We start from the raw sequence: 23339 nt of genomic DNA, 5'->3' as shown, positions 1-23339 counted from the left end.
CGTCATAGAGCCGGAAAATGGCTCTGCCGCGAGGGTTAACGGACGCTGGAGCGTCTTATTGGCCGTTGTTCTTGAGAACCTGGTTGCAGGCCGGGCTGATCTTGGGCCGATTCTCCTTGAGGCACGCCAGGATCGTCAGATCGCCCTGATCGATGACCGGACGGCAGAACTTCTGCACATCGCGCGTACAGGCCTTCTGCTCCTCCGCCGTTCCGCTGCGCTGTTGCTGGGCGAAGGCGGCGTTCGACGAAACCGAGATCGATAACAAGGTGAGGGCCAGGAGAGATTTACGCATCGTATTCCTTCATTTCGGCAGCATGAAATCCTGTTCCCGATTTGCGTTTCGGCATCGCCGGGGGGATTTTGTGGGATGGCAGGTGCCGCGTAGCGCAGCAGCGTGCCGACGACAAGCAGGGCAAATGCGGCCAAATTTGCGGCGACATCGACGACGACTTCAGCACGTTAAATAACCAACTGATATTTAACGTGTATTTTTGCAACAGCCGCCCAGCAATTGGATATTGCAGACGACGCGGCGCAAAGCTAGATGCTGCAGCGACGGTGCCGATGCGAACGATCGATTCCATTCGGCTGCCTGTGCCCATTTTCCTGCCGCAACCGGTGGAAACGGCACCGCCGTCATTTGAACCTAAGATACTGCGGGAACACTAAATCTTCGATGCGGCGAGACGTATCTTTGCAAAAGAACGTCTATTTGATGGGAAAACTCACGATGAAACTATTTGGTTCCAGGTTGCTCGGTCAGGCTCTCGCAGCGGCCGGCGTCGGCGCCGCGCTCATGTTGTCGGTCACCGCAAGCCATGCCCAGGCGGGCGGCCCGTTTGCCGGCTTTGATGGAAACTGGAGCGGCACCGGCACGGTCGCGCTTTCCAACGGCACCACCGAGAACATCCGCTGCAAGGCCGATTACAAAGTCAACGCCAACGGGCTTGGCCTGAAGCAAAATCTGCACTGCGCCAGCGACAGCTACAAGTTCGACCTGTCGAGCGACGTCACCAGTCAGGGTGACCGCATCTCCGGCAACTGGAGCGAAAAGAGCCGCAATATCTTCGGCAATCTGCAGGGCACCGCAGGTGGCGGCCAGATCGAGGTGTTCGTCGAGGCCTCCGGATTTGCGGCCAACCTGAATTTGCGCACCACCGGCAACAAGCAGTCCGTGCAGATCGACTCCAAGGGTGAGATCCGCGGCGTCAAGATCACGATGACGAGAACCTGATACAGCCTTTCGAGGCAGCGCGAATGGCGGCGTCCCCCGGAGTGCCGCCATTTTCATTTTGGCGACCCGTCTAGCGAAATTGCCACGCCCAATGCGCGTCGCCGCGGTCGCGGCGTTCCGTTACCTCGACGCGCATAAAGCGGTCATGCGCCAGCGCGGCGCCGACCCACAATTCGTTCCAGGCATCGAACACGGCAGGCGAGAGCGCTTCGCGCTCTGCCATCAGCCGCCACGATGTCTGGCGCACGGTGACATGCGCGCCTTCCAGCTTCAGTTCGGCATCGTCATCCTGCGCGCGCGACAGCCGGGCGAAGGCCGTTGCGAAACCGGCCGCGCCCGCCTCGACCCCGCCCAGCATCGCGGCGACGTCGTCAAAGGTGTGCATCCCGACCAGACGTGCCGCGGCACCCGCCAAATGACCGCCCTCCTCCGGGCCAAGCACGGCGATGGTTTCCGGCACGATCGAGGTGACGTACTCCATCGCATAATTGCGCAGCACTTTTTGCAGCCGCTCCTCCGGCCACGTCGTCGCCGGCAGCCGTGGCGCGAGATCGGCCTGGAACGGCGGGCAGCGCTCGCCGGGCGAAAACTGCAGCCGCTCCTCCGGCGCGAGGTCGCGATCCCACTCCTTGTAGTAACCTTCCAGCCCTGGCTGGCCGTCGACGGTCTGGCCCGTGCAGACAAAGCCGAGCCTGGGATTGCCGAGCACGACGCCGTTGTTGGCGTGCCACCCGCGCAGCATCGCCCGCGACACTTCGGAAGGAATGCCGCAGATCGCGGTACCCGACCAGATCCAGCGCGGCGGCGGATAGCGCACCCAGGCCTTGCTGTCGCTCTCATGGACATACTCGACCTTCACGCCGCCGACCTGGTTCGAGAGATAGTGATATTGCGCGCAGGCGACCGCATGCGGGAGCTTGTCGAGACCGAGCTTCTTCAATCCGGGCAGGAAGCGCGCCAGTTGCTGCCGCCGGAAGGTGCGGAACACCACCTCGGCGGCGCGCGGCGCGCCCGCCCGCGAGGCCAGCATCAGGATCAGCCCGGTGAGATAGGAATGGTAGATGTGTTCGACCGCGCGGTAGGCGGCAGCGTCGGCCGCAGGTCGGGCGGCTAATCCTGCAGACGTCATTCCTCAGCCCTTCTGCGGCTGCCGTTGATCGGCAGCGTTGTTATGCTCGAGCCTTATCCGGCTCTCGCTTTTTTCTTTGACGCGTTTTCTTTACGCGAACCGGGATCCATTTCGCTCGAAAACGCTATGTCGCGCCTGTTATCCGGCAGGCTTGTTCTCGGCCGGCTTGGTGTGGTCGATCCCGCGAATCTTCTCCGACAAATTGATCAGGAACATCGAGGTCGGCCGCAGGATGAATAGGTCGGCCACCAGCGCTGCGATCATCGAGAATGCGCTGAGCCAGCCGAACAGCCGCAACGACGGCAGGTCGGAGAACACGGTGACGACGAGACCGCAGGCCAGCACCACCGTGGTCAGGATCAGCGCCGGGCCGACCAGCACAGTGGCGCGCTCCACCGCCAGCGCCGAGCCGACGCCCGGCTTGCTCTCCAGCCGCAAGCGGTTGAGGAAGTGGATGGTGGCGGAAAGCCCCAGGCCGAACGACACCGTCAGCGCGACCACGCTGGCGAATTGCAGGCCCTCGCCCAGTATCCACAGCACCGTGCCCGATGCCACGACCGGGAAAATGCCGGGCAGAATGCAGGAGAACATCACCACGACCGAGCGGAACGCGAGGCCGATGAAGACCGCGACCAGCAGGAACTCGATCGTCAGGCCGTGATTGAGCTTCGAAATCATGTTGGCGCTGTTGCGGGCGGCGATCGCCGACAGACCTGTGACAGCGATCTCAAAACCGGGATGCTCGGCGCGCACCTTGTCGAGCGCCTTGTCGAGCTTGTCGACCACGGGAAGGATTTCGCTGGAATCGAGATCGGGCACGCGCCCCGACACCACCACCGCATCTTGATCGGCCGAGATGAAACGGCGGACCAGATGCTCGGGGATGACGCTGACATATTGCTTCAGCGTTTCGACGTCACCGCTGCCGGCTTTCTCGGCGAGCCAGCGGCGCAGGGTTTCGAGCGACCAGACGTTGCCGACGCCAGCCGATTTCTCGACCATGGCGTGAACTTCGGCGATCGTCTTCAGCGTATCCGGCGCATAGAGCGAGGCGCCCTTGGGGAATTCGATCAGCACGTCGATCGGATTGGCGCCGGTGAGCTTGGCGTCGAGGCGGCTCGACGCCGCCACTGCCTGCCGCTTGTCCGGCACCTGGTCCGCGAGCCGATAGCGCGGCTCCAGCGTGGCGTAGATATAGCCGAGTGCACCGACAAAGAGCAGCGCGATCAGGCTGAACATGCCGGGGCGGCCGACCATGCGCACCGCGATCCAGTAGCAGAAATTGCGCAGCATCTGCACGCCGGCATCCGCGCTCTGGAACTTGACGGCAAAGATCTTCTCGTTGCGGACGAACAGCACGCCGAACACCGGAACCAGCGAGAGCACGGCGACCAGCGCGATGATGGTGGCGGCAAGGCCGGCCTCGCCGAATTTGCGGATCAGTTCGGAATCGGAGAATTGCAGGGCAATGAACGAAATGCCGGCGGTTGCATGGGTGAGCACGCAGGCCGGGCCCACCACCAGCACGGCATTGGTGAAGGCGGTCAGCTTGTCCTGGCCCGCGATCAGGCGATCGCGCGCCGCGAACGTCAACTGCATCGAGTCCGAGAAGCTGATCACCATGATGAGCGGCGTCATCACGTTCAGGAACATGTTGAGATTGAAACCGGCCCAGCCGAGGCCGCCGAGCGCGAGCAGGATCGCGATGATCGGCGGGAAAGCCGCGACCACCATGAACGATATCTTGCGGAAGAAAATGATCGCGATGATACAGCCGGCCAGAATGCCGAGGATGTTGTAGGTCAGCCCGTCGCGCTTGACCGCGTTGCGGATCTCGAGCTGCATGACGGGCACGCCGGAAAGCTGCGCGTTGAGACCGCTGTCGGCGAGATCCTCGGCCATGATCTTCCGCATTTCCCCGACCACCTTGCCGAGCTCGTTTGAGGAAACGACCTTCGGCTCCAGCGACAGCACGATCAGCGCCAGCGTGCCGTCTTCCGATAGCAGCTTGCCGCGAATGATCTCGTTCGATTTGACGGTCTCGGCAAACTTCTCGTAGGCGGCGCCTTGCGGCAGTTCAGGCGGGAACAGCGCGGCGGGCAGCTTGCCGGGCTCCGGCGCCTGGCGCGCCGAAAACAGCGAGACCAGACCGCGCACGCCCTCGACCAGTTGCAGGTCGGTGACCATGTCGCGGATCTTTTCGAGGTTCTCGCGAGCCAGCAGCGTTTTGCCCTCGACCACGACGAGCACGTCGAATTCGGTCGCCGGGAAGCGCTTGGTCACGGCCTCGTATTGCTTGTAGTCCTTGGAGTCGGAGCGGAACAACTGGCTCAGCGAGTCGTCGATCTTGATCCGCTCGATGCCGAACAGCGCGGCCACGATCAGCGCGGCGAGAATGATCAGGGACAGGATCGGCGCCTTGACCGCGATCAGGCCCATGCGCTCGAGCCCGAAGGCGATGCTCTTGCCCGGCGGCGGCTCCTCGATGGCTTCGACGTGGACGTGACTTTCGGAGTTCTTGTCGAGCATACCCTGTCCAGTTCTCACGTCGGCCTGTTCGTGCAGCTTGGCTTATGCAGTTGGTGGCGCGAAGGCGGCTTTGACAACCATCATCCGATCGGCGCTAACCATTGAAATCACGCGGTAAATTAACCGGCGCCGTTTTACAGGGCGAAGCCCCATCCGGCAAGCATGCGGGAGAGGGCAAATCGGCATGAAGATGACGAAAATCCGCGTTAAGTCTCTGATTTGCCACACCCGCCGGCACGGTCCCACCGGATAACGACCACCCCGGTCGTGCCGGCGCGGTGCGACGACCTCCGGTCAATTTTTCGGGAAACGGCACGCACGAGGCGAGCAAGGCGCCACTCAGTCCTTTTTCTGCTCCGCTTCCGTTCCGGCGCGGAGTGCAGCCTTGAACGCTGCATCGAACAGGCCGGCATATTGGCTCGCATTGACGTTGGAAATATGCGCGGTGTCGCGGAAGTTGGCCTGCCCGTTCCGGACCAGATAGCAATAGCCGTGCTCGCAGACGACGGACAACGGGTCCACGGTCAGGAGATGCGGATTATCACGGTGCCGGTCGAGCACGCCTGCGAGCTCGCCCCGAAAGGTGCTCATCGTCAGGCCGGGGCTGGCCTCGACTTTCCATTCGTCGATCGCCTTACCCGCGCGGATCTGGTTTTCGATCCACCGCTGCGGCAGATCGAAGCCGATGTGCAGTAGCGGCATGATGAATACGACGGTCTTGCCCGCCGCAAGCAGTCTGTCCACCAGAACAGAAACCTCAGCGGCGGTGCCCCAGATGCTGCCAAGCACGACGATGCTCGGCTCCGCTTGCGCCAGCACGAAATCCAGCGTGCTGCGATTGAATTGCCGGCATGTCCGCTGATCGCTTGCATGGCCTGCCGCATCGTCGACGAAGGCCCTGCACCCGCTCTGTGTCGCGATTAGCCCGTGAATGCTGTTGGCCAGCGCGGCCGATGAAATCGGTTCGAGATACTGGTTGGCAAAGGAATCGCCCCACAGGATCGCCGATGGTCTGGCCGCGGCCGACGCGCTGCCGAAACTGCAATAGGTCTCGGTCGCCTTCTTGGTGGAGTTTGCGTTCCGGAAACACTCATCGCGTGGCGTGTTGGTTCTTCGCGCGAGCTCAGCCGGCAGCAGATAGTCCGGCAGCCTGCCCGGAAAGCCATGATTGAGGAACGCCAGCGACACAAAGCCGGCGAACACCGCGAACGAGACGCCTGAAGCCGTCAGCAAAGCGCGCGGCGTCCAGAAATGGCGCTGCATTCGGACCGGTTGCTCGACGTAGCGGTAAGACAGCGCGCCGAGCGCCAGCGAGGCCAGCACCATCACGATCTTCTGCGCGCTGCCCACGTCATAACCGCGCACCGCCAGCCAGCCCAGGGCGAACACCCAGATCGGCCAGTGCCACAAATAGATCGAGTAGGACCAGTCGCCGATGCGCTGGATCGGAGACAGTGCGAGCAGACCACCCTCGCCTGTTCCCTGCCGCGCCGCGACGATCATGGAAGCGCCGAGGATCGGCAGGATGGTGAGCACGCCGGGCCATCGCGCTTCCGGCAAAGGATAAATGGTGCAGGCTGCGACAAGCGCCCAGCCGGCAAGCGCGATGATTGGCTGTTCCAGCCATGACGTTTTCACGCCTTCCGAGCGGCGTCGGATCTCCGCGGCCGCGATCAATCCGCCAGCCAACGGCTCCCAGGCTCTCCCGTCGCATCGTGCTGGCTTGCCCACAGACACCACGCCAACGACAGGGCCGCGAAGACCTGCAGCGCAACGACCACCGCATTGATCCCTGACTTAGCGCGCAAAGCAAGCCGCCAGACCAGGCCAACGATCAGTGGCATGAAGAAATAGAACTGCCACTCCAGCGACAGCGACCAGGTGTGCAGCAGCGGTTTGGTCTGGGCCGCCATGGCGAAATAGCCGCTGTCGCTCTTGAAGGCGAAGTTCGAAAAGAAGGTCAGCGCCGACAGCGCCTGGAGCAAATGTTTTAGATATTCGGCCGGCAAGGTCACGAACCAGCCGACAATGACCGACGCAATGGTCAGCACCGCAAGCGCAGGATAGATCCTGCGCATCCGCATCATCCAGAAAGTCCACGGCGAAAAGCGGCTGAGCCGCAGGTCGTTCAGCACCTTCGTCGTCATGAAATAGCCGGTGATGACAAGGAAGACGTCGACACCGACGAATCCTCCGGCGAATCCCGGTATCTGGAAGTGAAAGCCGACGACGGCGATCACCGAAAGCGCCCGGAGTGCATTAATGTCGAGCCGGAACCCGTCCGCACTCGCACGCTTGCCAGCCGCGCCTGATGTCGTCCCCGCCTTCTCCATAGCCAATCTCTGCCCGCTGCCTGGTCGCTTATATCAGGCGCGGGTTGGCTGACCGTGGCGGAGCGGCCACATGTCGATTCGTTTTCGGGCTCAGTCGATCGGCCTGGCGGAGATCAGCGCGGTTCCGCTTTCATCCTTCAGCGCCACGCCGGTGACTTGGCGCGCGATGGCTTCGCGTACCAGCCACGCGATCTTGAAGGCGGCTTCATCATAGCTCAGGCCCGCGCCGTGGATGTTGGACACGCAGTTGCGCTTCTCGTCGGTGAGGCCGATGCGCGGCGCAAAGGTCAGATAGGCGCCGAGACTGTCTGGCGCCGACAGGCCGGGCCGCTCGCCGATCAGCATCACCACCATCCGCGCCCCAAGCACCGCGCCGATCTCGTCGCCGAGCGCCACACGTGCGCCGGATGCGACTACGACATGGCCGCACCGGATTCCCGCCTCCGTGAAGCGCGGCGCGAGATGACGGACCAGTTCGATCGCGTGGAGATTGACGGCCGCCGGCGACAACCCGTCGCCGATCACGATCACGATCTCACCCGCGCCGCCGCTGCGCTCTTCCAGCGCGCGCCGCGAATCCGGGTCCAACAGGCGTCCGAGATCGGGACGGCGCAGGTAGTCGCCACGGTCGCGCGCCTGACTGGAAACCTCGCTGACCTCGAGGCCGAGGCCGGCCAATCCGGCAACCAGATGTGGCGCATCGAAGGCGGCATGCACGGCGTCGCGTGCGCGGGCGTGGTCGAGGGTGAAGGCAAGCAGCGCGTCGGTCGGCATGCTCGCGCCGGAGCGGCCGAGGCCGACGCGCGCCGGCGTCAGCTCCCGCAAGGCTTCGAGCGGGCGGGACGGCGGCGCCGGCGTTTTCATGAGTTATTACTCGGCAGGGACCGAGGCTTCGCGCAGCCGGATCGAATAGTTCGACGCGTTCTGCTGGCCACCGGAGGCTGCACGCGCGAACTTGATCAGATGATGCGCGATGGTGGCCGACCCGATGAACCCCTCGATATCGCCGCGCCGGAGCCGTCGAATCGCGAACTTCCAGAACACGCGCCTGTAGTCGCCGAGCACGCCGACCTGCCAGAAGATATTGCGCAGCATGATCAGCGCGCGGCGGATGTTGCGCCAGCTCTTCATTTCGGGTGCGACCGGCACCTTGATGCGGTTGGCATAGGTGTAGTCGCACTGATACTCGTAGCGCGCGAACAGCTTCTCGGGCTCGTAGGCGATCTCCATGCATCGCTTCCAGGAGCTGACGACGTCCTCATAAGGCATCAGGAATTCGACATTGGAATCGCGGCTGTCGTCGTCATTGAGACGCCCCTCGCGCTCCAGCCGGTCCCACAGCGGCGTCTTCGGCAGCGCCTGAAGCAGGTTGATGGTGAGTAGCGGAATCCGCGATTCATCGACGAAGTTAAGCAGCGCATCCGCGGTGCCGGGCTTGTCGGTATCGAGCCCCATGATGATGCCGGAGACGACCTCCATGCCGTAGGAATTGATGGTCTGGATGCCCTCGAGGATCGGGACCATCATGTTGTGGTCCTTGTGCATCGCCTTCAGCGCATCGGGATCCGGCGTCTCGATGCCGCAGAACACGGTGACGAACTGCGCCTCCCGCATCTTCTCGAGGATCTCCGGCCGCTTGGCGATGTTCAGCGTCGCCTCGCAGGCCAGCCGCACGACATATCCTGTCCTCTTCTGCCATTTGATCAGATGCGGCAGCAGGTCCAACGCGGCCTTGCGGTTGCCGATGAAATTGTCGTCGACGAAATAGATCGTGTCGGTCATGCCGCATTCGCGCAGCCTGTCCAATTCGGCAACGATCTGCTCAGGCGTCTTCAGGCGCGGGTTGCGGCCATAGAGGCCGGGGATGTCGCAGAATTCGCACTGATAGGGACAGCCGCTGGAGAACTGGATGCTGCCGAGCAGATATTTTTTCACTTCCGCCAGCTCGTAGGCCGGGATCGGAAACTCGGTCATCGACAGCCGGTCTTTGGTCGTCAGCACCACCTGCTGCGCAGGGCGTGACGGGTCTTGCGCCAACCGCGCAAGCAGGTCGTTGGTGGCGTCGCCGAGTTCGCCGACATGCAGATAGTCGAACGAGGGATAGTAATCCGGACACGCGCTGACCGAGGGACCGCCGATCGCCACAGGAAGCTCGAAGCCATGGGCGCGGCGGCAGATGTCGTTCATCTGCTGGCGCTGGATGTGCATGCCGCTGACGAACACCGCCTCCGCCCATTCGAAATCTTCCCTCGAGGCGGGACGAATGTTCTCGTCGACGAAACGGACCGGCCAATCGGCCGGAAGATAGGCCGCGATCAGGAGAAGGCCTTGCGGCGGCATGAACGCCTGGACGCCGTCGGTCAGGGGATAAGCGTGCTCGAACGTACCGAAAGAAGACGTATAGCGCGGAAAGACGCACAGAATACGCCGTACCGTTCCGATGCCTTCAGCTCTCATCAAATTTCCTCAAGGCTGGCGCGAATTTAACCACGACATTGAAAGCTGGGCCAGAAGTTCTTCAATATTGTGACAGTCACAACTCGTTGTGGGTTCAATTGGTTGCACGAAAATCTGCCGGCCGGGGGCCAGGGCTCAGGCGATCAGGCGTGAGGCAAATTCGGGCAGCAGACCTGTGTTCCCCGCAAGCCGGAAATCGGCGCCCGCAAGGCCGGACCGAACCAGCCAGTCGTCGAATTCCGGCGCCCGTTTCAGGCCGAACAGGTCGCGGACATAGAGCGCGTCGTGGAACGAGGTCGACTGATAGTTCAGCATGACGTCGTCGGCCCCCGGCACGCCCATGATGAAGGTGACGCCGGCGGCCGCCAATAGCGTCAAGAGATTATCCATGTCGTCCTGATCGGCCTCGGCATGGTTGGTGTAGCAGACATCGACACCGAGCGGCAGGCCGAGCAGCTTGCCGCAGAAATGATCCTCCAGGCCGGCGCGGATGATTTCCTTGCCGTCATACAGATATTCCGGGCCGATGAAGCCGACCACGCTGTTGACCAGCAGCGGATCGAAGGCGCGCGCCACCGCATAGGCCCGCGCCTCGCAGGTCTGCTGGTCGACATTGTGATTGGCGTTGGCCGACAGCGCCGAACCCTGCCCGGTCTCGAAATACATCACATTCTCGCCGACCGTGCCGCGGCGCAGCGACAGCCCGGCCGCGTGCGCCTCGCGGAGCAGCGCGAGATCGACGCCAAAGCTGCGGTTGGCCGCCTCCGTTCCCGCGATCGACTGGAACACCAGATCGACCGGCGCCCCCTGCCCGATCAATCCGAGCGTGGTGGTGACGTGGGTGAGCATGCAGCTCTGCGTCGGGACCTGCAGCCGCGCGATGATGCCGTCGAGCAGACGCAGCAGTTCGCCGATCACGGCCGGGTCGTCGCTGGCCGGATTGATGCCGATGCAGGCATCGCCCGACCCCAGCAGAATGCCGTCGAGGATCGACGCGGTAATGCCCTTGGCGTCGTCGAAGGGATGATTGGGCTGCAGCCGCACGCTCATCCGCCCCTTCAGGCCGATGGTGTTGCGAAACGCCGTGGTCACGGCGCATTTTTTGGCAACCAGGATCAGGTCCTGGTTGCGCATCAGTTTCGAGACGCCGGCGGCCATTTCCGGCGTGACCCCGCGCGAAACCTTCGCCAAGGATTCGCCGGTCGCCGCATCGGAGAGCAGCCAGTCGCGGAAGCCGCCGACGGTCAGCGACGAGATGGCCGCAAAGCCCGGGGCGTCGTGGCTGTCGATGATTAGCCGCGTGATCTCGTCGTCCTCATAAGGAATGACGGCCTCGTTGAGGAATTGCTTGAGCGGCACGTCGGCGAGCGCCATCCGCGCCGCGATCATCGCTTCCGCGCTGTCAGCGGCGACACCGGCAAGACGGTCGCCCGACCGCGGCGGCGTCGCCGTGGCGAGCAGCTCGCGCAAATCTGCGAATACATAGGAGGTGGCACCGATGATCTGGCGATAGACCATGCTGACTTTCCTGCGCCCGTACCCGCTCCGCTGCCTCGCTACCCTATCATCACACGCGCGACAGTGTGGAAGAAGAGTTTAGGCGACTTTCGAGCGCGGCGTGGCCGCCCCGGCCAACCGCCTCCGGCTAGTTCAAGCTTATCTCATAGGCGAGCCCGGCGAACACGAACAGCGCATGGAACCTGACATTGCGCGTTGTCGCGGCCACCACACATTTCAATACGAATATGCCGATCCGCGGAAGATATTCGAGTCCCAGCGATTGCAGATGGGCTTGACCCTTTATCAGGGTGTCGACCACATCGAGCGCTTCCGCCAGCGCCACAAAGCCCGGGCGACCCAGCCGAGATAAACATACACCAGACCGCGTAGCGGCCGGGATGCTGGATCAATGCCGCGACGCCGCTGGCCAACCGGGTAACGCTGAGCCCGAGGATGATGGCGATCAGGACTCGGACGTGAAGGTAGAGATCGACATTGCCCAGCAAGGCGCCACTTTGAGCCATGAGTTCCCGTTCTCACGCATAGTCGAAGCTGCGGGCGCCTGTGACATCAGGCGTCACGTGATGGTTCGAGACGAAGGCTTAAGGATTTCGCGTTAGCCGCCCCGGCAAGACGCGGTCGACCAGATTCCGTCGCTGCGTTCGCTGTCTAGCTTGATTCGCTGCTCACGTGCGCGCCAATGCGGATGGCCTTCCCGACGAACGCTTGCGCTTGCTTGCGTCCGTAGGTCGCGCGGGCCCCCGCGTCTGCCGCCCGGACAGCCACCTCCAATTGCGCCGATATATCAGAGCCCGCTCCGGTCGCGTAAGGCTGCCGAATTTTCCCAGCGCGGCGACACACCCCATCCCTGTAATTATCTGAAGCTCCATGACTATTTGGGTTAGTTGCAGCTCGTCGAATTTCGCGCGTTAAGACAATCTCCATCAAAGTTCAGCACAATTTGCTTAAGTCGAAGGCATTTACTGGACCTGCTCCGGCTTGCCGATACTGCTGAATAGTAAAATCCCGTACCCGTTTTTGGTGACACCATGGCATCCCGGTTTTCGCTCGCGGCCAAATTGTATTCGATCTTCGCGCTGTTCGCGCTGCTGGTCGCCGCCATCACGGCGCTGTCCGACTACAACACCCGCCAGAACGCCGCCCTCACCGAAGCGGTCTCGATCGCCAGCCGCGCCGCGCTCAATGTCGAGCGCATCAATTCGCTGGTCTATGCGGTCGTGATGGAATCCCGCGGCATCTACATGTCGACAGAACCCCCGGTGGTGAAGAAATACGGCGACGGGCTGCTCAAGTTCAACGACCGCATCCTCGACGTCGTGAAGAACTGGGAGGCGCTGGTCCAGGCCGATGACGCCCAGCAGTTTGCCACCTTCAAGAAGCGCATCCAGCAATTCGTCGACTTCCGCAAGGAGCTGGTTCGCCGCGGCGTCGAGATCAACGCGGCCGCCGGGCGCGAATGGGGCGACAATGACGCCAACCGCGAAGTGCGTACCGCGCTGAACAAGGATCTCGAGGCGCTGTCCAAGGTCTACGCCGAACGCAGCCGCAAGCTGGCGCAGCAGACCGATACCAACCACACGATGGCCTTTGTACTGACCGCCCTTGGCGTCATGGCGCTGGCGGTGGTGGTCATCGGCATCCTGATCATTGCGCGCTCGATTGCCCGCCCGCTGTCGGTCATCACCGCCACCATCAAGCAGGTTGCCGACGGCACTGAGGGCGTCGAGGTGCCGCATACCGGTCGCGCCGACGAGATCGGTGCGTTGGCCCGTGCCATCAAGATCTTCCAGGAAGCGATGGATCGCAACCGCAACCTCAATTCGCAGGTGCTGGGGGATTCCAAGGCGCGCGACGAGCGTTCCCGCCACATCGAGGCCTCCGTCGATGCCTTCCGGGAAGCGATCGGCGGCGTGCTGCGCGCGGTCAAGGACAATGCGACGTCGATGCGCGGCACCGCGGAGACCATCGCCAACGTCTCATCGGAAGCAAGCGGACGCGCGGTAGCCGCCAACAGTGCGACCGAGCAGGCTTCCAGCAACGTCTCTGCCGTCGCCAGCGCCGCCGAGGAGCTTTCTGCCTCCGTCGAGGAAATCGGCCGCCAGGTCCGGCAATCGGCCAGCGCCGTCGAGCAGGCGGGCCAACGCACCGAGAAATCGGTCGCCGAAATCGAGGGCCTTGCGGCAGCGACCCAGCGCATCGACGGCGTGCTGAGCCTGATCCAGGCGATCGCCGAGCAGACCAATCTCCTGGCGCTCAACGCGACGATCGAAGCGGCGCGTGCCGGCGATGCCGGCCGCGGCTTTGCCGTGGTCGCTCACGAGGTCAAGGCGCTGGCCGAGCAGACGGCGAAAGCGACCGCCGAAATCGGGCAGAACGTCGGCCTGATCCAGACCTCGACCAAGACCTCCGTCGAAGCGGTCCGCGAGATCGGCAATGCGGTGCGCGAGATCAACGAGGTGACTTCCATCATCGCCAGCGCGATCGAGCAGCAGGATTCGGCCACCCGCGAGATATCGTCGAATGCGCAACTGGCGGCACAGGGCAACGGAACGCTGGTGGTCAATATCTCTTCGCTCAGCGATGCGATCGGCACGACCAGCACCGCCGCGGCCTCCGTCCTCACCGCCTCCAGCGAACTGACGGCCACCGCCGATACGCTGTCCCGCGAGGTCGAAAAATTCTTCCGCAATCTGCGCGCGGATTCATCCGAGCAAATGCGAAAGACGGGGACGTAAGGCGCCTTTGGCGCAGTAGCCCTCACCTCTCGCGCTTGCGGGTGAGGGAGCGACGGCCCTCGGTCTTAGCCCCTCACTCCACCAGCACCACATCGACGGCGACGCCGAGCTTCTGCTTGCGCGATCCAACGATGATGCCGTCGACTGGCGAGACGTCGGAAAAATCCCTGCCGATCGACAGGATGATGTGGTCGTTCTCGACCAGCAGGTCGTTGGTCGGGTCGAAGCCGACCCAGCCGAATTCGGGGCCGCACCAGACCGACACCCAGGCGTGGCTGGCGTCGGCGCCCTGCAGGCGCGGCTGGCCGGCGGGCGGAATGGTTCGGAGATAGCCGCTGACATAGGCCGCCGGCAGGCCGAGCCCGCGCAGGCCCGCGATCATCACATGGGCAAAGTCCTGGCAGACGCCGTGGCGCTTTTCGAGCACTTCCCGGAGCGGCGTCGAAATCACGGTGGCTTTAGGGTCATACCTGAAGTCGTTGCGGATCCGGGACATAAGGTCGACGGCGCCTGCGAGGATGCCGCTGCCCGGCGGGAAGCTTGGTGCCGCATAGGCGGTGAGCGGCGCCAGCACCGGCACCAGCGAACTCGCAAAGACGTACCCGACCGGCGAAGCGGGACCAAGACTGGTGGCCTCGAATGCCACGTCGCGGATGCGCTCCCAGGACGGGCTGGGCGCCGCGCGAGCAGGCGCCCGGCGCGAGACCGAAACCCGCGAGCGGGAATCGATCCGCAAATTGCGATGCGCGGTCTCGATCAGCACGCTCTCGGTATGGGTTCCGAAAAAGTCGCGCCGCGCCGTGCGCTCGGCCGGCCGCGGCCGGATCTCGACCGAATGTGAGATCAATTGCTGCCCGTCGCTGCTCCGCGGCTCCAGTCGCAGCGAGCAGCGCGCAAAGCTTACCGGGCTCTCGTAAGCATAGGTCGTGACGTGACGGATGTCGTAGATCACGCGAGGCCCGTCAGCTTCTCCGGCCGGCTCGCATGCGGTCCGTGCGGGAAATAATGCTGACCAATCGCGTCGGCGAGATTGAGCAGAGCCTGTTCGAGCCCGAACATGGTCGTGACGTCGAGCGCTGCGGCCTCTCCCGTCGTCAGCGTTGCCTGCAATGCCACGGCCAACCGTTGTGGCCGCTCGATCAGGCCGTGCTCCTTCAGGCTCGGCAGGGCTGCGATATGATCGTTCAGCGTCGCCACCTGAAACGCGACCGAGCGCGGATTATAGGGATCGAGCACCGCAAGATCCCGCACCGGCGCCAGCGCCGGCCCAACCAGATAGCGCGAGCGGTAGGTGATCTGGCAATCCACCAGCGTCAGCAGGGCATCGAGGTCATCCTCGCCCGCTTCGTCATAGGCAAACTGCCGCGCAAACCGCACGGTGTTGATGGCGCGCTCGGCGCGGCGGCCCATGTCGAGGAAGCGCCAGCCGGCGGCGCGGTTCATGTTCTCCTGTGCGAGGCCGGCAAGGCTCGCCAGCTCCTGCAGCGTCAGTTCGGCGGCACTGACGACGCTGTCGTCGTCGTCGACCTGCAGCGCGAGGCGCTCCACCATCTCGGTGATGATCTGCCAGGCGTCGGGCGACAGCCGCTCGCGCAGCGAGCTCGCGGTGCGTTGCACCGATCGCACCAGAGAAAGCGCCGAGCCGAACTTCTCTTCGCTCTGCAGCGCCTCGGCGATGACCCGCGCCGGGTTGGTCCGCGTCGCCTGCGAAGTCGCGCCCCACGTGACCAGAATTCGCTGGATGCGCTCGACCGAATGCAGCGCGGTTGGCGCGCCGTTGGCCGGATCGCGCGTCGAGGTGCCGAGCGCGCGGATCAGCCGCAGCGTCGCCTCGGCGCGTTCGAGATAGCGGCCGAGCCAGAATAAATTGTCCGCGGCGCGGCTCGGCACCACGCCGGCGATCCGCCTGATCCGTACGGTTTCGGCGGCCGGCAGCAGCGTCGAAGTCGAGACCGCCTTGTCGGAAACCACCCAGACGTCGGCCGCTCGCGCGCCGTCCCCCATCGACACCGCGCGGGCATCGGGTTGGTCGGCGATCCGGCAGAAACCGCCGGGCAATATGGTCCACCCCTGCGGGGTGGCCGCGGCAAATACCCGGAGCACAAACGGGCGCGGCGTGATCCGCCCCCGCTCCCATACCGGTGTGGTCGACAGCCGCACCAGTTCCTGACCGACGTAATCGATGCCGCGGTCGGTGATCGCCTGCCTGAGCCGGTCGCGTTCGTCGGGCGGCAGCTCGCCGGCAAGCACCGGCCCATGGCTGGAAAAGCCAGGAACGGCGCGACCATAGGCGCCCTCGATCGCGAAATCCTCCAGCCGCGACAGCACCTCCTCGCGCGCGGATTTCTGGCCGCACCACCAGGTCGCGATGTGCGGCATGATCAAGGTCTCGCCGAGCAGACGCCGGCACAGGCTTGGCAGGAAGCCAAGCAGCGCCCTCGCCTCCAGCACGCCCGAGCCCGGCATGTTGGCGATCACCACGCCGCCCTTGCGCACGACGTCGATCAGGCCGGGCACACCGAGCTGCGAGGAGGCATCGAGTTCGAGCGGATCGAGAAAATTGGAATCGACCCGGCGCAGCAACACGTCTAGCCGCTTCAGCCCCGCGACGGTGCGGATATGGATGCGGTCGCCGCTGACGGCGAGATCGTCGCCCTCGACCAGCAGAAAGCCGAGATAGCGCGCCAGCGTGGCGTGTTCGAAATAGGTTTCGCTGAAGGCCCCCGGCGTCAGCAAGCCGATCCGCGGCTCGTCGCGGTCGGCGCTGGCGCGCAATGAATCGCGGAACGCCTCGAAGAACGGCGCCACCCGCTCGACGTTCATCGACTTGTAGAGATTGGAAAAGGCGCGCGACAGCACCAGGCGGTTTTCGAGTGCGTAACCAGCGCCCGACGGCGCCTGCGTGCGGTCGTTCAATACCCACCAGCGGCCGTCGGGGCCGCGGCCGACATCGGCAGCATAGAAATGCAGATGACGCCCGCCGGGCGGTTTGACGCCGCAGACGGCGCGCAGATATTCGTTGCTGCCGGCAATCGCGGCCGCTGGCACCGCGCCCTCGTTGACCAGCCGGCCATCGCCATAGAGATCGCGCAGGATCATTTCGAACAACTGCGCGCGCTGCGCGATGCCGGTGGTCAGTTGCTGCCAGTCGGTCTCGTCGATGATCAGCGGCAGATGGCTGAGCGGCCACAGCCGGTCGGCGGTCTCGCCGGGCGCCCGATAGGTGACGCCGGCCTCGCGCAGATGGCGGTCGGCGGAGGCGAAGCGCCGCTCGATATCGACCGGCGAAAGCGCCGCAAAGGCATCGAAGAAGCGGGCCCAGGCGGCGCGGGGCGCGCCATCAGGCCCTATATATTCGTCAGGGATTCCGGGCAGACGCGCATAGTCGCGCGTCCATTGCGCCATCCGGCGCTGGCCCGGACGGGCCTTGCTCTCCTGACTGTTGCCCTGGCCTGACATTCCGATTCCCCGAGACCGTCGCTGCCGATTAGATCAGGAGCGGCGTCCTCAAGTCGAGTGTCAAAGGGAATTCAATGGTGCGTTCCTCGGGCGGCGGCTCGATTTTGCCCGGGGTGTGGCCGTGATCCTGAAACCGGGCCAGCCGGCGGGCTTCCGCCTCGTAGGAATTGACCGGCTTGGTATCGTAGTTGCGGCCGCCGGGATGGGCGACGTGATAGACGCAGCCGCCGAGCGAGCGGCCGTTCCAGCTATCAATTAAGTCAAATGTCAGCGGCGCGTGCACCGGAATGGTCGGATGCAGCCCCGAGGCCGGCTGCCAGGCCTTGAAACGGACGGCGGCGACCGCCTCACTGGCGCGGCCGGTTGGCGTCATCGGCATCCGCCGGCCGTTGCAGGTCACGACATGGCGGCCTTCGACAAAGCCGGTCGCCTTGACCTGCAGCCGCTCCACCGAGGAATCGACATAGCGCACGGTGCCGCCGGCCGAGCCCTCTTCGCCGAGCACGTGCCATGGCTCCAGCGCCTGCCGCAATTCCAGCGCAACGCCGCCATGATGGACGCGGCCGAACACCGGAAAACGAAACTCGAGCTGCGCCGAATACCATTCCGGCGAGAAATCGTAGCCTGACAGCCTGAGCTCATCGAGCACGCCGAGAAAATCCTCCCAGAGGAAATGCGGCAGCATGAAGCGATCATGCAGCGCCGTGCCCCAGCGCACGAACTTGCCTTGTTGCGGTTCGCGCCAGAGCTTTGCGATCAGCGCGCGGATCAGCAATTGCTGCGCCAGCGACATCCGCGGATCGGGCGGCATTTCGAGCGCGCGGAATTCGACCAGCCCGAGACGGCCGGTCGGGCCATCAGGCGAATAGAGCTTGTCGATACAGATTTCGGCGCGGTGGGTGTTACCGGTGATATCGACCAGGATGTGCCGGAACAGGCGATCGACCAGCCATAGCGGCGCCTCGATGCCGGGCGGCGGCACATGCGAGAGCGCGATCTCCAGTTCATAGAGCCCGTCATGCCGCGCTTCGTCGATCCGCGGCGCCTGGCTGGTCGGGCCGATGAACATGCCGGAGAACAAGTACGACAGCGACGGATGGCGCTGCCAGTACAGCACGAGGCTTTTCAGCAAATCCGGACGGCGCAGGAACGGCGAGGCTTCCGGTGTCGAGCCGCCGACCACGACATGATTGCCGCCGCCGGTGCCGGTGTGACGGCCGTCGACCAGAAAGCGGTTGGCGCCGAGCCGGACTTTTGCGGCGTCTTCGTACAGGCCGAAGGTGATATCGACCGCCTCGCGCCAGCTTTGCGCCGGCTGGACATTGATCTCGATGACGCCGGGATCGGGCGTCACCTTGATGACCTCGATGCGCGGATCGTAGGGCGGTCCATAGCCCTCGACATGGACCGGAATCTGCATCTCCTCGGCGGTCGCCTCCACCGCCGCGATCAGTTCGAGATAGTGTTCGACCTTCTCGACCGGCGGCATGAAGACGCACAATACGCCGTCGCGGATTTCGACTGATGTTGCCGTGCGCACGGGCTTGGCCTTCGGCTTATGCGCCAGCCGCGAGGGCACGCTATCAGCCACCGCGTCCTTGTCTTCCTTCGCCAGTTCGAGCCGCGGCTCCATCGGGTCCTGTTCGACGATGTAGGGATATTCTTCCGGCTCGATATGCGGCAGCGAGGCCATGGGCAACCGCAGCCCGAGCGGAGAGTCGCCCGGGATCAGGAAAAGATGGCTGCGCCGAAGCTGCCAGCGCTCGCTCATCCAGCCCGAACCGTCGCCGTCCGCGTGCTGGATCGGCAACACGAACCCTCTGGCCTTGTTGAGCCCTTCATCGAACACCCGCGCCATGCGCGAGCGTTCCTCGGGATCGCTGAGCTTGGGGTCGCTGGGATCGACATTGACCGGCAGCGCGGCTTCCTTCTGCAGCCAGTGCACGGGATCTTCATAGGCTGATATAACGTAATCGACGCCGAGCCCGAGCCGCTTCGCGGTGCCTTCCATAAAGGCTTTGGCGTCTTCGATCCCAGCCTTGCTGGGATTTTCGATCGTCCCGATCAGATCGGCGTTCTTCCAGATCGGCGCGCCGTCCTTGCGCCAATAGAGGCCGAACGCCCAGCGCGGCAGGCTTTCGCCCGGATACCATTTGCCCTGCCCGTAATGTAGGAGCCCGCCCGGCGCAAAGCGCGCACGCAGTTTCCGGATCAGTTCATCCGCCAGCGCCTGCTTGGTCGGGCCGATGGCGGCGATGTTCCATTCCGGCGATTCCATATCGTCGACCGAGACGAAGGTCGGCTCGCCGCCCATGGTCAGTCGCACGTCATCCCGTTTGAGGTCGGCATCGACCTGTTCGCCAAGACTGTCGAGACGCGCCCAGGATTCATCCGAGAACGGCCGCGTGATCCGCGGCGCCTCGCGGATGCGCTTGACGCTCATCTCGAAGCCAAAATCGACATTGGCGAAGCCGGCGCTGCCGGAGATCGGCGCGGCGGAGCGATAATGCGGCGTGGCGGCGACAGGGATATGCCCCTCGCCCGTCAGCATGCCCGAGGTGACGTCGAACCCGATCCACCCCGCGCCGGGAAGATAGACCTCGGCCCAGGCGTGCAGATCGGTGAAATCGCTCTCGACCTCGCGCGGGCCTTCCACCGGATCGATGTCGGGCCGCAATTGCATGAGATAGCCGGAGACAAAACGCGCCGCGAGGCCAAGATGACGGAAGATCTGGATCAACAGCCACGCCGAGTCGCGGCACGAGCCGGAGCCGGCAGCCAGTGTCTCCTCCGGCGTCTGAATGCCCGGCTCCATCCGGATGACGTAGCTGATCTTTTTCTGCAGTTGCGCGTTGAGGTCGACCAGGAAATTGACGGTGCTGTCGGCTTCGCGCGGAATCTCCTTCAAGTACGCCGCGAACAGCGGCCCCTGCTCTGACGTGGCGAGATAAGGCGCCAGCTCGGTCTTGAGATCGTTGGGGTATTGGAACGGAAAGGAGTTGGCGTAAGGCTCGACAAAGAAGTCGAAAGGATTGACCACCGTCATCTGCGCGGTGAAATCGACTTCGACCTTTAGTTCGGTCGCCTTCTCCGGAAACACGAATCGCGCCAGCCAGTTGCCCTGCGGGTCCTGCTGCCAGTTCACGAAATGATTTGATGGCGTGACTTTGAGCGAATAGCTCAGGATCGGCGTGCGCGTATGCGGCGCCGGGCGCAGGCGAACGGTTTGCGGGCCGAGATCGATCGGTCGGTCGTATTTGTAGTGCGTGACGTGATGAAGTGCGACGAAGATCGACACGGACCGGAAACTCCAGCGGCTTTTTTAAGCAGAACACCGGTTCCGGGTGGGATCAAGCACTAACAACGGGCACGGAGTGCCTATGGGAAGTGCGAACGTTTGACGCCGTCATTCCGGGATGGTCCGAAGGACCAGACCCGGAATCTCGAGGTTCCGGGTTCGATGCTTCGCATCGCCCCGGAACGACGAACTAATCACTCACATCGTCGCCCCGATCACCCACGGCGCGAACTCGGCGCTGCCGAAATCGAAACTCTCGCTCTTGGTCGGCTGCCCGGATGCTGTTTTCAGCATCAGCTCGAAAATGCGCTGGCCGCATTGCTGCACGGTTTCCTCACCGTCGAGGATGGTGCCGCAATTGACGTCCATGTCGTCTTCCATCCGCTTGTACATCGGCGTGTTGGTGGCGAGCTTGATCGAGGGCGCGGGCTTGCAGCCGAACACGCTGCCGCGGCCGGTGGTGAAGCAGACCATGTTGGCGCCGCCGGCCACCTGCCCGGTCGCAGCAACCGGGTCGTAGCCGGGCGTATCCATAAAGACAAAGCCCTTCTTGGTGATGGGCTCGGCGTAGTTGAGCACGTCGACAAGATTGGTGCTGCCGGCCTTGGCCATCGCGCCCAGTGATTTCTCGAGGATCGTGGTGAGGCCTCCAGCCTTGTTGCCGGGGCTCGGATTGGCGTTCATCTCGGCGCCTTCGCGCCTGGTGTATTCCTCCCACCAGCGCATCAGGCCGACAAGCTTTTCGCCGACCTCGCGGCTGACCGCGCGCCGGGTCAGGAGATGTTCGGCGCCGTAGGTCTCGGGCGTCTCGGAGAGGATCACGGTGCCGCCGTGACGCACGAGGAGATCGCTCGCCGCACCCAGCGCCGGATTGGCCGAGACCCCGGAGTAGCCGTCGGATCCGCCGCATTGCAGGGCGACCGTCAGTTCGCTGGCCGGCACGCGCTCGCGCTTCACTCTATTGGCGTCGGTCAGCGCCTCCTTCACGAAGGCGACGCCGGCTTCCACCGTCTTGCGGGTGCCGCCGACCTCCTGGATGTCCATTGCGCGCAGGCGGCCGGCGAGCTTCTGCTCCTCCATCAGCCCGCCGATCTGGTTGACCTCGCAGCCAAGCCCGAGCACGACCACATGGGAGAAATTCGCATGCCGCGCATAGCCGCCGAGCGTGCGGCGAAGCAGCGCCAGCGGTTCATTCTGCGTCATGCCGCAGCCGGTCTTGTGGGTCAGCGCCACCACGCCGTCGACATTCGGGAAATCGGCCAGCGGGTTATCGCCGGTAAATGGATTCTTCTTGAACATGTCGGCGACAATGCTGGCGACATGGGCGCTGCAATTCACCGAGGTCAGAATGCCGATATAGTTGCGCGTCGCCACGCGGCCGTCGGCGCGGCGAATGCCCTCGAAGGTCGCGGGCAGATCGAAGTTCGGCACCGGCTTGACGTCGACGCCATAGGCGTAGTCCTTGGAAAAATCACCCATGCCGCAGTTTTGGGTGTGCACGTGCTGGCCCGGCGCAATCGGCGCGGTGGCAAAGCCGATAATCTGGCCGTAACGGCGCACCGGCTCGCCCATGGCGATCGGCCTGATGGCGACCTTGTGACCCGCGGGTATCCGCTCGACCGTGGTGACGCCGTCGGCCACCACCATGCCGGGCGGCAGGCTCGCGCGCGCGATCAGCACGCCATCGTCAGGGTGCAGGCGGATCACGGGTGCCGGGGTCATGTCGGTGTCTCCTGTGAAGTGGGCGAATAGCGAATGGCGAGTAGCGAATGGTGAACCTTGTTTCGCTGCTCTCCACCCTATTCGCCATTCGCTACTCGCTATTCGCGTACCTCAAGCCTTCCCGCCCGAGTCCTTGCGGGTCTGGTTCACCTGCATCCTGGCGTAGGTCGACATCAGGCCGACCTCGTTCGACAGCGTCACCAGCTTGAAGCCCATGTTGATGGCGCGCACCGCACCCTCGGCGCCGGAGCAGTGGATGCCGGGATTGAGGCCGCGCTTGCCGCACTCCTTGATGATCTTCTCGTAGATCTTCAGGATCTCCGGCTCGTCGCGGTCGAGCTTCGGCACCAGGCCATAGGAGAAGCCGAGGTCCGACGGGCCGATATAGACGCCATCGATGCCCTCGACATCGAGGATCGCTTCCATGTTCTCTACCGCCGTCTTGGTCTCCATCATTGGCAGCAGCACGATCTCGTCATTCGCAGTCTGCTGGTACGAACCAGCCGTACCGTACATGCCGGCGCGGATCGGACCGTTCGAGCGCGTGCCCTTCGGTGGATACTTGGCGTACTGGACCAGGTTCTTGGCTTCCTGCGGGGTGTTGATCATTGGGCAGATCACGCCATAGGCGCCGCCGTCGAGCACCTTGCCGACGATACCGGGCTCGTTCCAGGGCACGCGAACCATGGGCGTCGCCGGATGGCCGTTCATCGCCTGAAAGCATTGCACCATCGAGAGGTAATCCTGCACGCCGTGCTGCATGTCGACCGTAACACTGTCGAAACCACATTGCGCGATCACCTCGGCGGTGAAGCCGGACGGGGTCGCGAGCCACGCGTTCACCACGGCCTTGCCCGAGGCCCATACTTTCTTGACGTTGTTGGTTGCCATTGATCGCTTTCCCTTTGTGATCGCTACG

Annotated in this window: 17 protein-coding genes; 2 read left to right on the top strand and 15 right to left on the bottom strand. The window is 63.8% G+C overall.

From position 1 onward, the window contains the following. Positions 1-55: 55 nt before the first annotated feature. A complete protein-coding gene (locus AC0QUY_RS13490; RefSeq protein ID WP_161852979.1) occupies positions 56-295 on the bottom strand; it encodes a hypothetical protein in 240 nt (79 codons plus the stop codon). Then, complete coding sequence (locus AC0QUY_RS13485; protein ID WP_161852978.1) at positions 288-587, bottom strand: hypothetical protein; 300 nt, start codon at positions 585-587, stop codon at positions 288-290. The genes AC0QUY_RS13490 and AC0QUY_RS13485 overlap by 8 nt, the downstream gene beginning before the upstream one ends. Positions 588-733: 146 nt before the next feature. Between AC0QUY_RS13485 and AC0QUY_RS13480 the strand changes: the two genes are divergently transcribed. After that, positions 734-1237, top strand: coding sequence for a hypothetical protein (locus AC0QUY_RS13480; RefSeq protein ID WP_161852977.1), 504 nt, complete (start codon positions 734-736; stop codon positions 1235-1237). 70 nt (positions 1238-1307) lie between these two features. On the opposite strand, the gene AC0QUY_RS13475 is transcribed toward AC0QUY_RS13480, so the two are convergent. From AC0QUY_RS13475 to AC0QUY_RS13440, 8 genes are all read right to left on the bottom strand, one after another. Then, positions 1308-2366, bottom strand: coding sequence for a hypothetical protein (locus tag AC0QUY_RS13475; RefSeq protein WP_475387190.1), 1059 nt, complete (start codon positions 2364-2366; stop codon positions 1308-1310). 138 nt (positions 2367-2504) lie between these two features. Beyond that, positions 2505-4895 (bottom strand): efflux RND transporter permease subunit, encoded by a 2391-nt coding sequence (locus AC0QUY_RS13470; RefSeq protein WP_475387189.1) that lies wholly within the window; start codon positions 4893-4895, stop codon positions 2505-2507. A 339-nt stretch (positions 4896-5234) separates the two neighbouring features. Further along, the gene (locus tag AC0QUY_RS13465) at positions 5235-6584 is read right to left on the bottom strand and encodes an acyltransferase family protein (RefSeq protein WP_475387188.1); all 1350 of its coding nucleotides are present in this window, start codon (positions 6582-6584) and stop codon (positions 5235-5237) included. Further along, positions 6569-7228 carry an acyltransferase family protein gene (locus AC0QUY_RS13460; protein ID WP_475387187.1) on the bottom strand — a complete coding sequence of 220 codons (660 nt, stop codon included), beginning with the start codon at positions 7226-7228 and terminating at the stop codon, positions 6569-6571. Before AC0QUY_RS13460 ends, AC0QUY_RS13465 begins: the two co-directional genes overlap by 16 nt. Before the next feature lie 90 nt (positions 7229-7318). Continuing rightward, complete coding sequence (eutC, locus tag AC0QUY_RS13455; protein WP_475387186.1) at positions 7319-8092, bottom strand: ethanolamine ammonia-lyase subunit EutC; 774 nt, start codon at positions 8090-8092, stop codon at positions 7319-7321. A gap of 6 nt (positions 8093-8098) precedes the next feature. Next, positions 8099-9685: a B12-binding domain-containing radical SAM protein gene (locus tag AC0QUY_RS13450; RefSeq protein WP_475387185.1), complete on the bottom strand. Its 1587-nt coding sequence runs from the start codon at positions 9683-9685 to the stop codon at positions 8099-8101. Between the two features lie 135 nt (positions 9686-9820). Beyond that, positions 9821-11203 carry an ethanolamine ammonia-lyase subunit EutB gene (locus AC0QUY_RS13445; protein ID WP_475387184.1) on the bottom strand — a complete coding sequence of 461 codons (1383 nt, stop codon included), beginning with the start codon at positions 11201-11203 and terminating at the stop codon, positions 9821-9823. Between the two features lie 127 nt (positions 11204-11330). After that, positions 11331-11528, bottom strand: coding sequence for a hypothetical protein (locus AC0QUY_RS13440; protein ID WP_246738068.1), 198 nt, complete (start codon positions 11526-11528; stop codon positions 11331-11333). Positions 11529-12234: 706 nt separating this feature from the next. Here AC0QUY_RS13440 and AC0QUY_RS13435 point away from each other — a divergent pair. Beyond that, on the top strand, positions 12235-13941 hold the full coding sequence (locus AC0QUY_RS13435; RefSeq protein ID WP_161852970.1) for a methyl-accepting chemotaxis protein: 1707 nt from the start codon (positions 12235-12237) through the stop codon (positions 13939-13941). A 73-nt stretch (positions 13942-14014) separates the two neighbouring features. Here the strand turns inward: AC0QUY_RS13435 and AC0QUY_RS13430 are convergent, their stop codons facing one another. The 5 genes from AC0QUY_RS13430 to AC0QUY_RS13410 form a co-directional block, all read right to left on the bottom strand. Then, positions 14015-14893 (bottom strand): transglutaminase family protein, encoded by an 879-nt coding sequence (locus AC0QUY_RS13430; RefSeq protein WP_475387183.1) that lies wholly within the window; start codon positions 14891-14893, stop codon positions 14015-14017. Continuing rightward, positions 14890-17400 (bottom strand): circularly permuted type 2 ATP-grasp protein, encoded by a 2511-nt coding sequence (locus AC0QUY_RS13425; protein ID WP_475387182.1) that lies wholly within the window; start codon positions 17398-17400, stop codon positions 14890-14892. The genes AC0QUY_RS13430 and AC0QUY_RS13425 overlap by 4 nt, the downstream gene beginning before the upstream one ends. Positions 17401-17428: 28 nt before the next feature. Then, complete coding sequence (locus AC0QUY_RS13420) at positions 17429-20698, bottom strand: transglutaminase family protein (RefSeq protein ID WP_475387181.1); 3270 nt, start codon at positions 20696-20698, stop codon at positions 17429-17431. Between the two features lie 198 nt (positions 20699-20896). Next, positions 20897-22420, bottom strand: a complete 1524-nt coding sequence (locus AC0QUY_RS13415) for a UxaA family hydrolase (protein ID WP_475387180.1) — start codon at positions 22418-22420, stop codon at positions 20897-20899. A gap of 111 nt (positions 22421-22531) precedes the next feature. Next, positions 22532-23311 carry an HpcH/HpaI aldolase family protein gene (locus tag AC0QUY_RS13410; protein WP_161852965.1) on the bottom strand — a complete coding sequence of 260 codons (780 nt, stop codon included), beginning with the start codon at positions 23309-23311 and terminating at the stop codon, positions 22532-22534. Positions 23312-23339: the final 28 nt, after the last annotated feature.

The organism is Bradyrhizobium sp. WYCCWR15520 (genome assembly GCF_056174665.1).
Note: the sequence above shows the minus strand (reverse complement) of the source record. Positions and strands in the feature narration are given on the sequence as shown.

What these genes read in the sequence shown, in the direction of transcription:
- AC0QUY_RS13490 (WP_161852979.1), bottom strand. Translation starts at nt 295, where the DNA reads ATGCGTAAATCTCTCCTGGCCCTCACCTTGTTATCGATCTCGGTTTCG.
- AC0QUY_RS13485 (WP_161852978.1), bottom strand. Translation starts at nt 587, where the DNA reads ATGGAATCGATCGTTCGCATCGGCACCGTCGCTGCAGCATCTAGCTTT.
- AC0QUY_RS13480 (WP_161852977.1), top strand. Translation starts at nt 734, where the DNA reads ATGAAACTATTTGGTTCCAGGTTGCTCGGTCAGGCTCTCGCAGCGGCC.
- AC0QUY_RS13475 (WP_475387190.1), bottom strand. Translation starts at nt 2,366, where the DNA reads ATGACGTCTGCAGGATTAGCCGCCCGACCTGCGGCCGACGCTGCCGCC.
- AC0QUY_RS13470 (WP_475387189.1), bottom strand. Translation starts at nt 4,895, where the DNA reads ATGCTCGACAAGAACTCCGAAAGTCACGTCCACGTCGAAGCCATCGAG.
- AC0QUY_RS13460 (WP_475387187.1), bottom strand. Translation starts at nt 7,228, where the DNA reads ATGGAGAAGGCGGGGACGACATCAGGCGCGGCTGGCAAGCGTGCGAGT.
- eutC (WP_475387186.1), bottom strand. Translation starts at nt 8,092, where the DNA reads ATGAAAACGCCGGCGCCGCCGTCCCGCCCGCTCGAAGCCTTGCGGGAG.
- AC0QUY_RS13450 (WP_475387185.1), bottom strand. Translation starts at nt 9,685, where the DNA reads ATGAGAGCTGAAGGCATCGGAACGGTACGGCGTATTCTGTGCGTCTTT.
- AC0QUY_RS13445 (WP_475387184.1), bottom strand. Translation starts at nt 11,203, where the DNA reads ATGGTCTATCGCCAGATCATCGGTGCCACCTCCTATGTATTCGCAGAT.
- AC0QUY_RS13435 (WP_161852970.1), top strand. Translation starts at nt 12,235, where the DNA reads ATGGCATCCCGGTTTTCGCTCGCGGCCAAATTGTATTCGATCTTCGCG.
- AC0QUY_RS13425 (WP_475387182.1), bottom strand. Translation starts at nt 17,400, where the DNA reads ATGTCAGGCCAGGGCAACAGTCAGGAGAGCAAGGCCCGTCCGGGCCAG.
- AC0QUY_RS13415 (WP_475387180.1), bottom strand. Translation starts at nt 22,420, where the DNA reads ATGACCCCGGCACCCGTGATCCGCCTGCACCCTGACGATGGCGTGCTG.
- AC0QUY_RS13410 (WP_161852965.1), bottom strand. Translation starts at nt 23,311, where the DNA reads ATGGCAACCAACAACGTCAAGAAAGTATGGGCCTCGGGCAAGGCCGTG.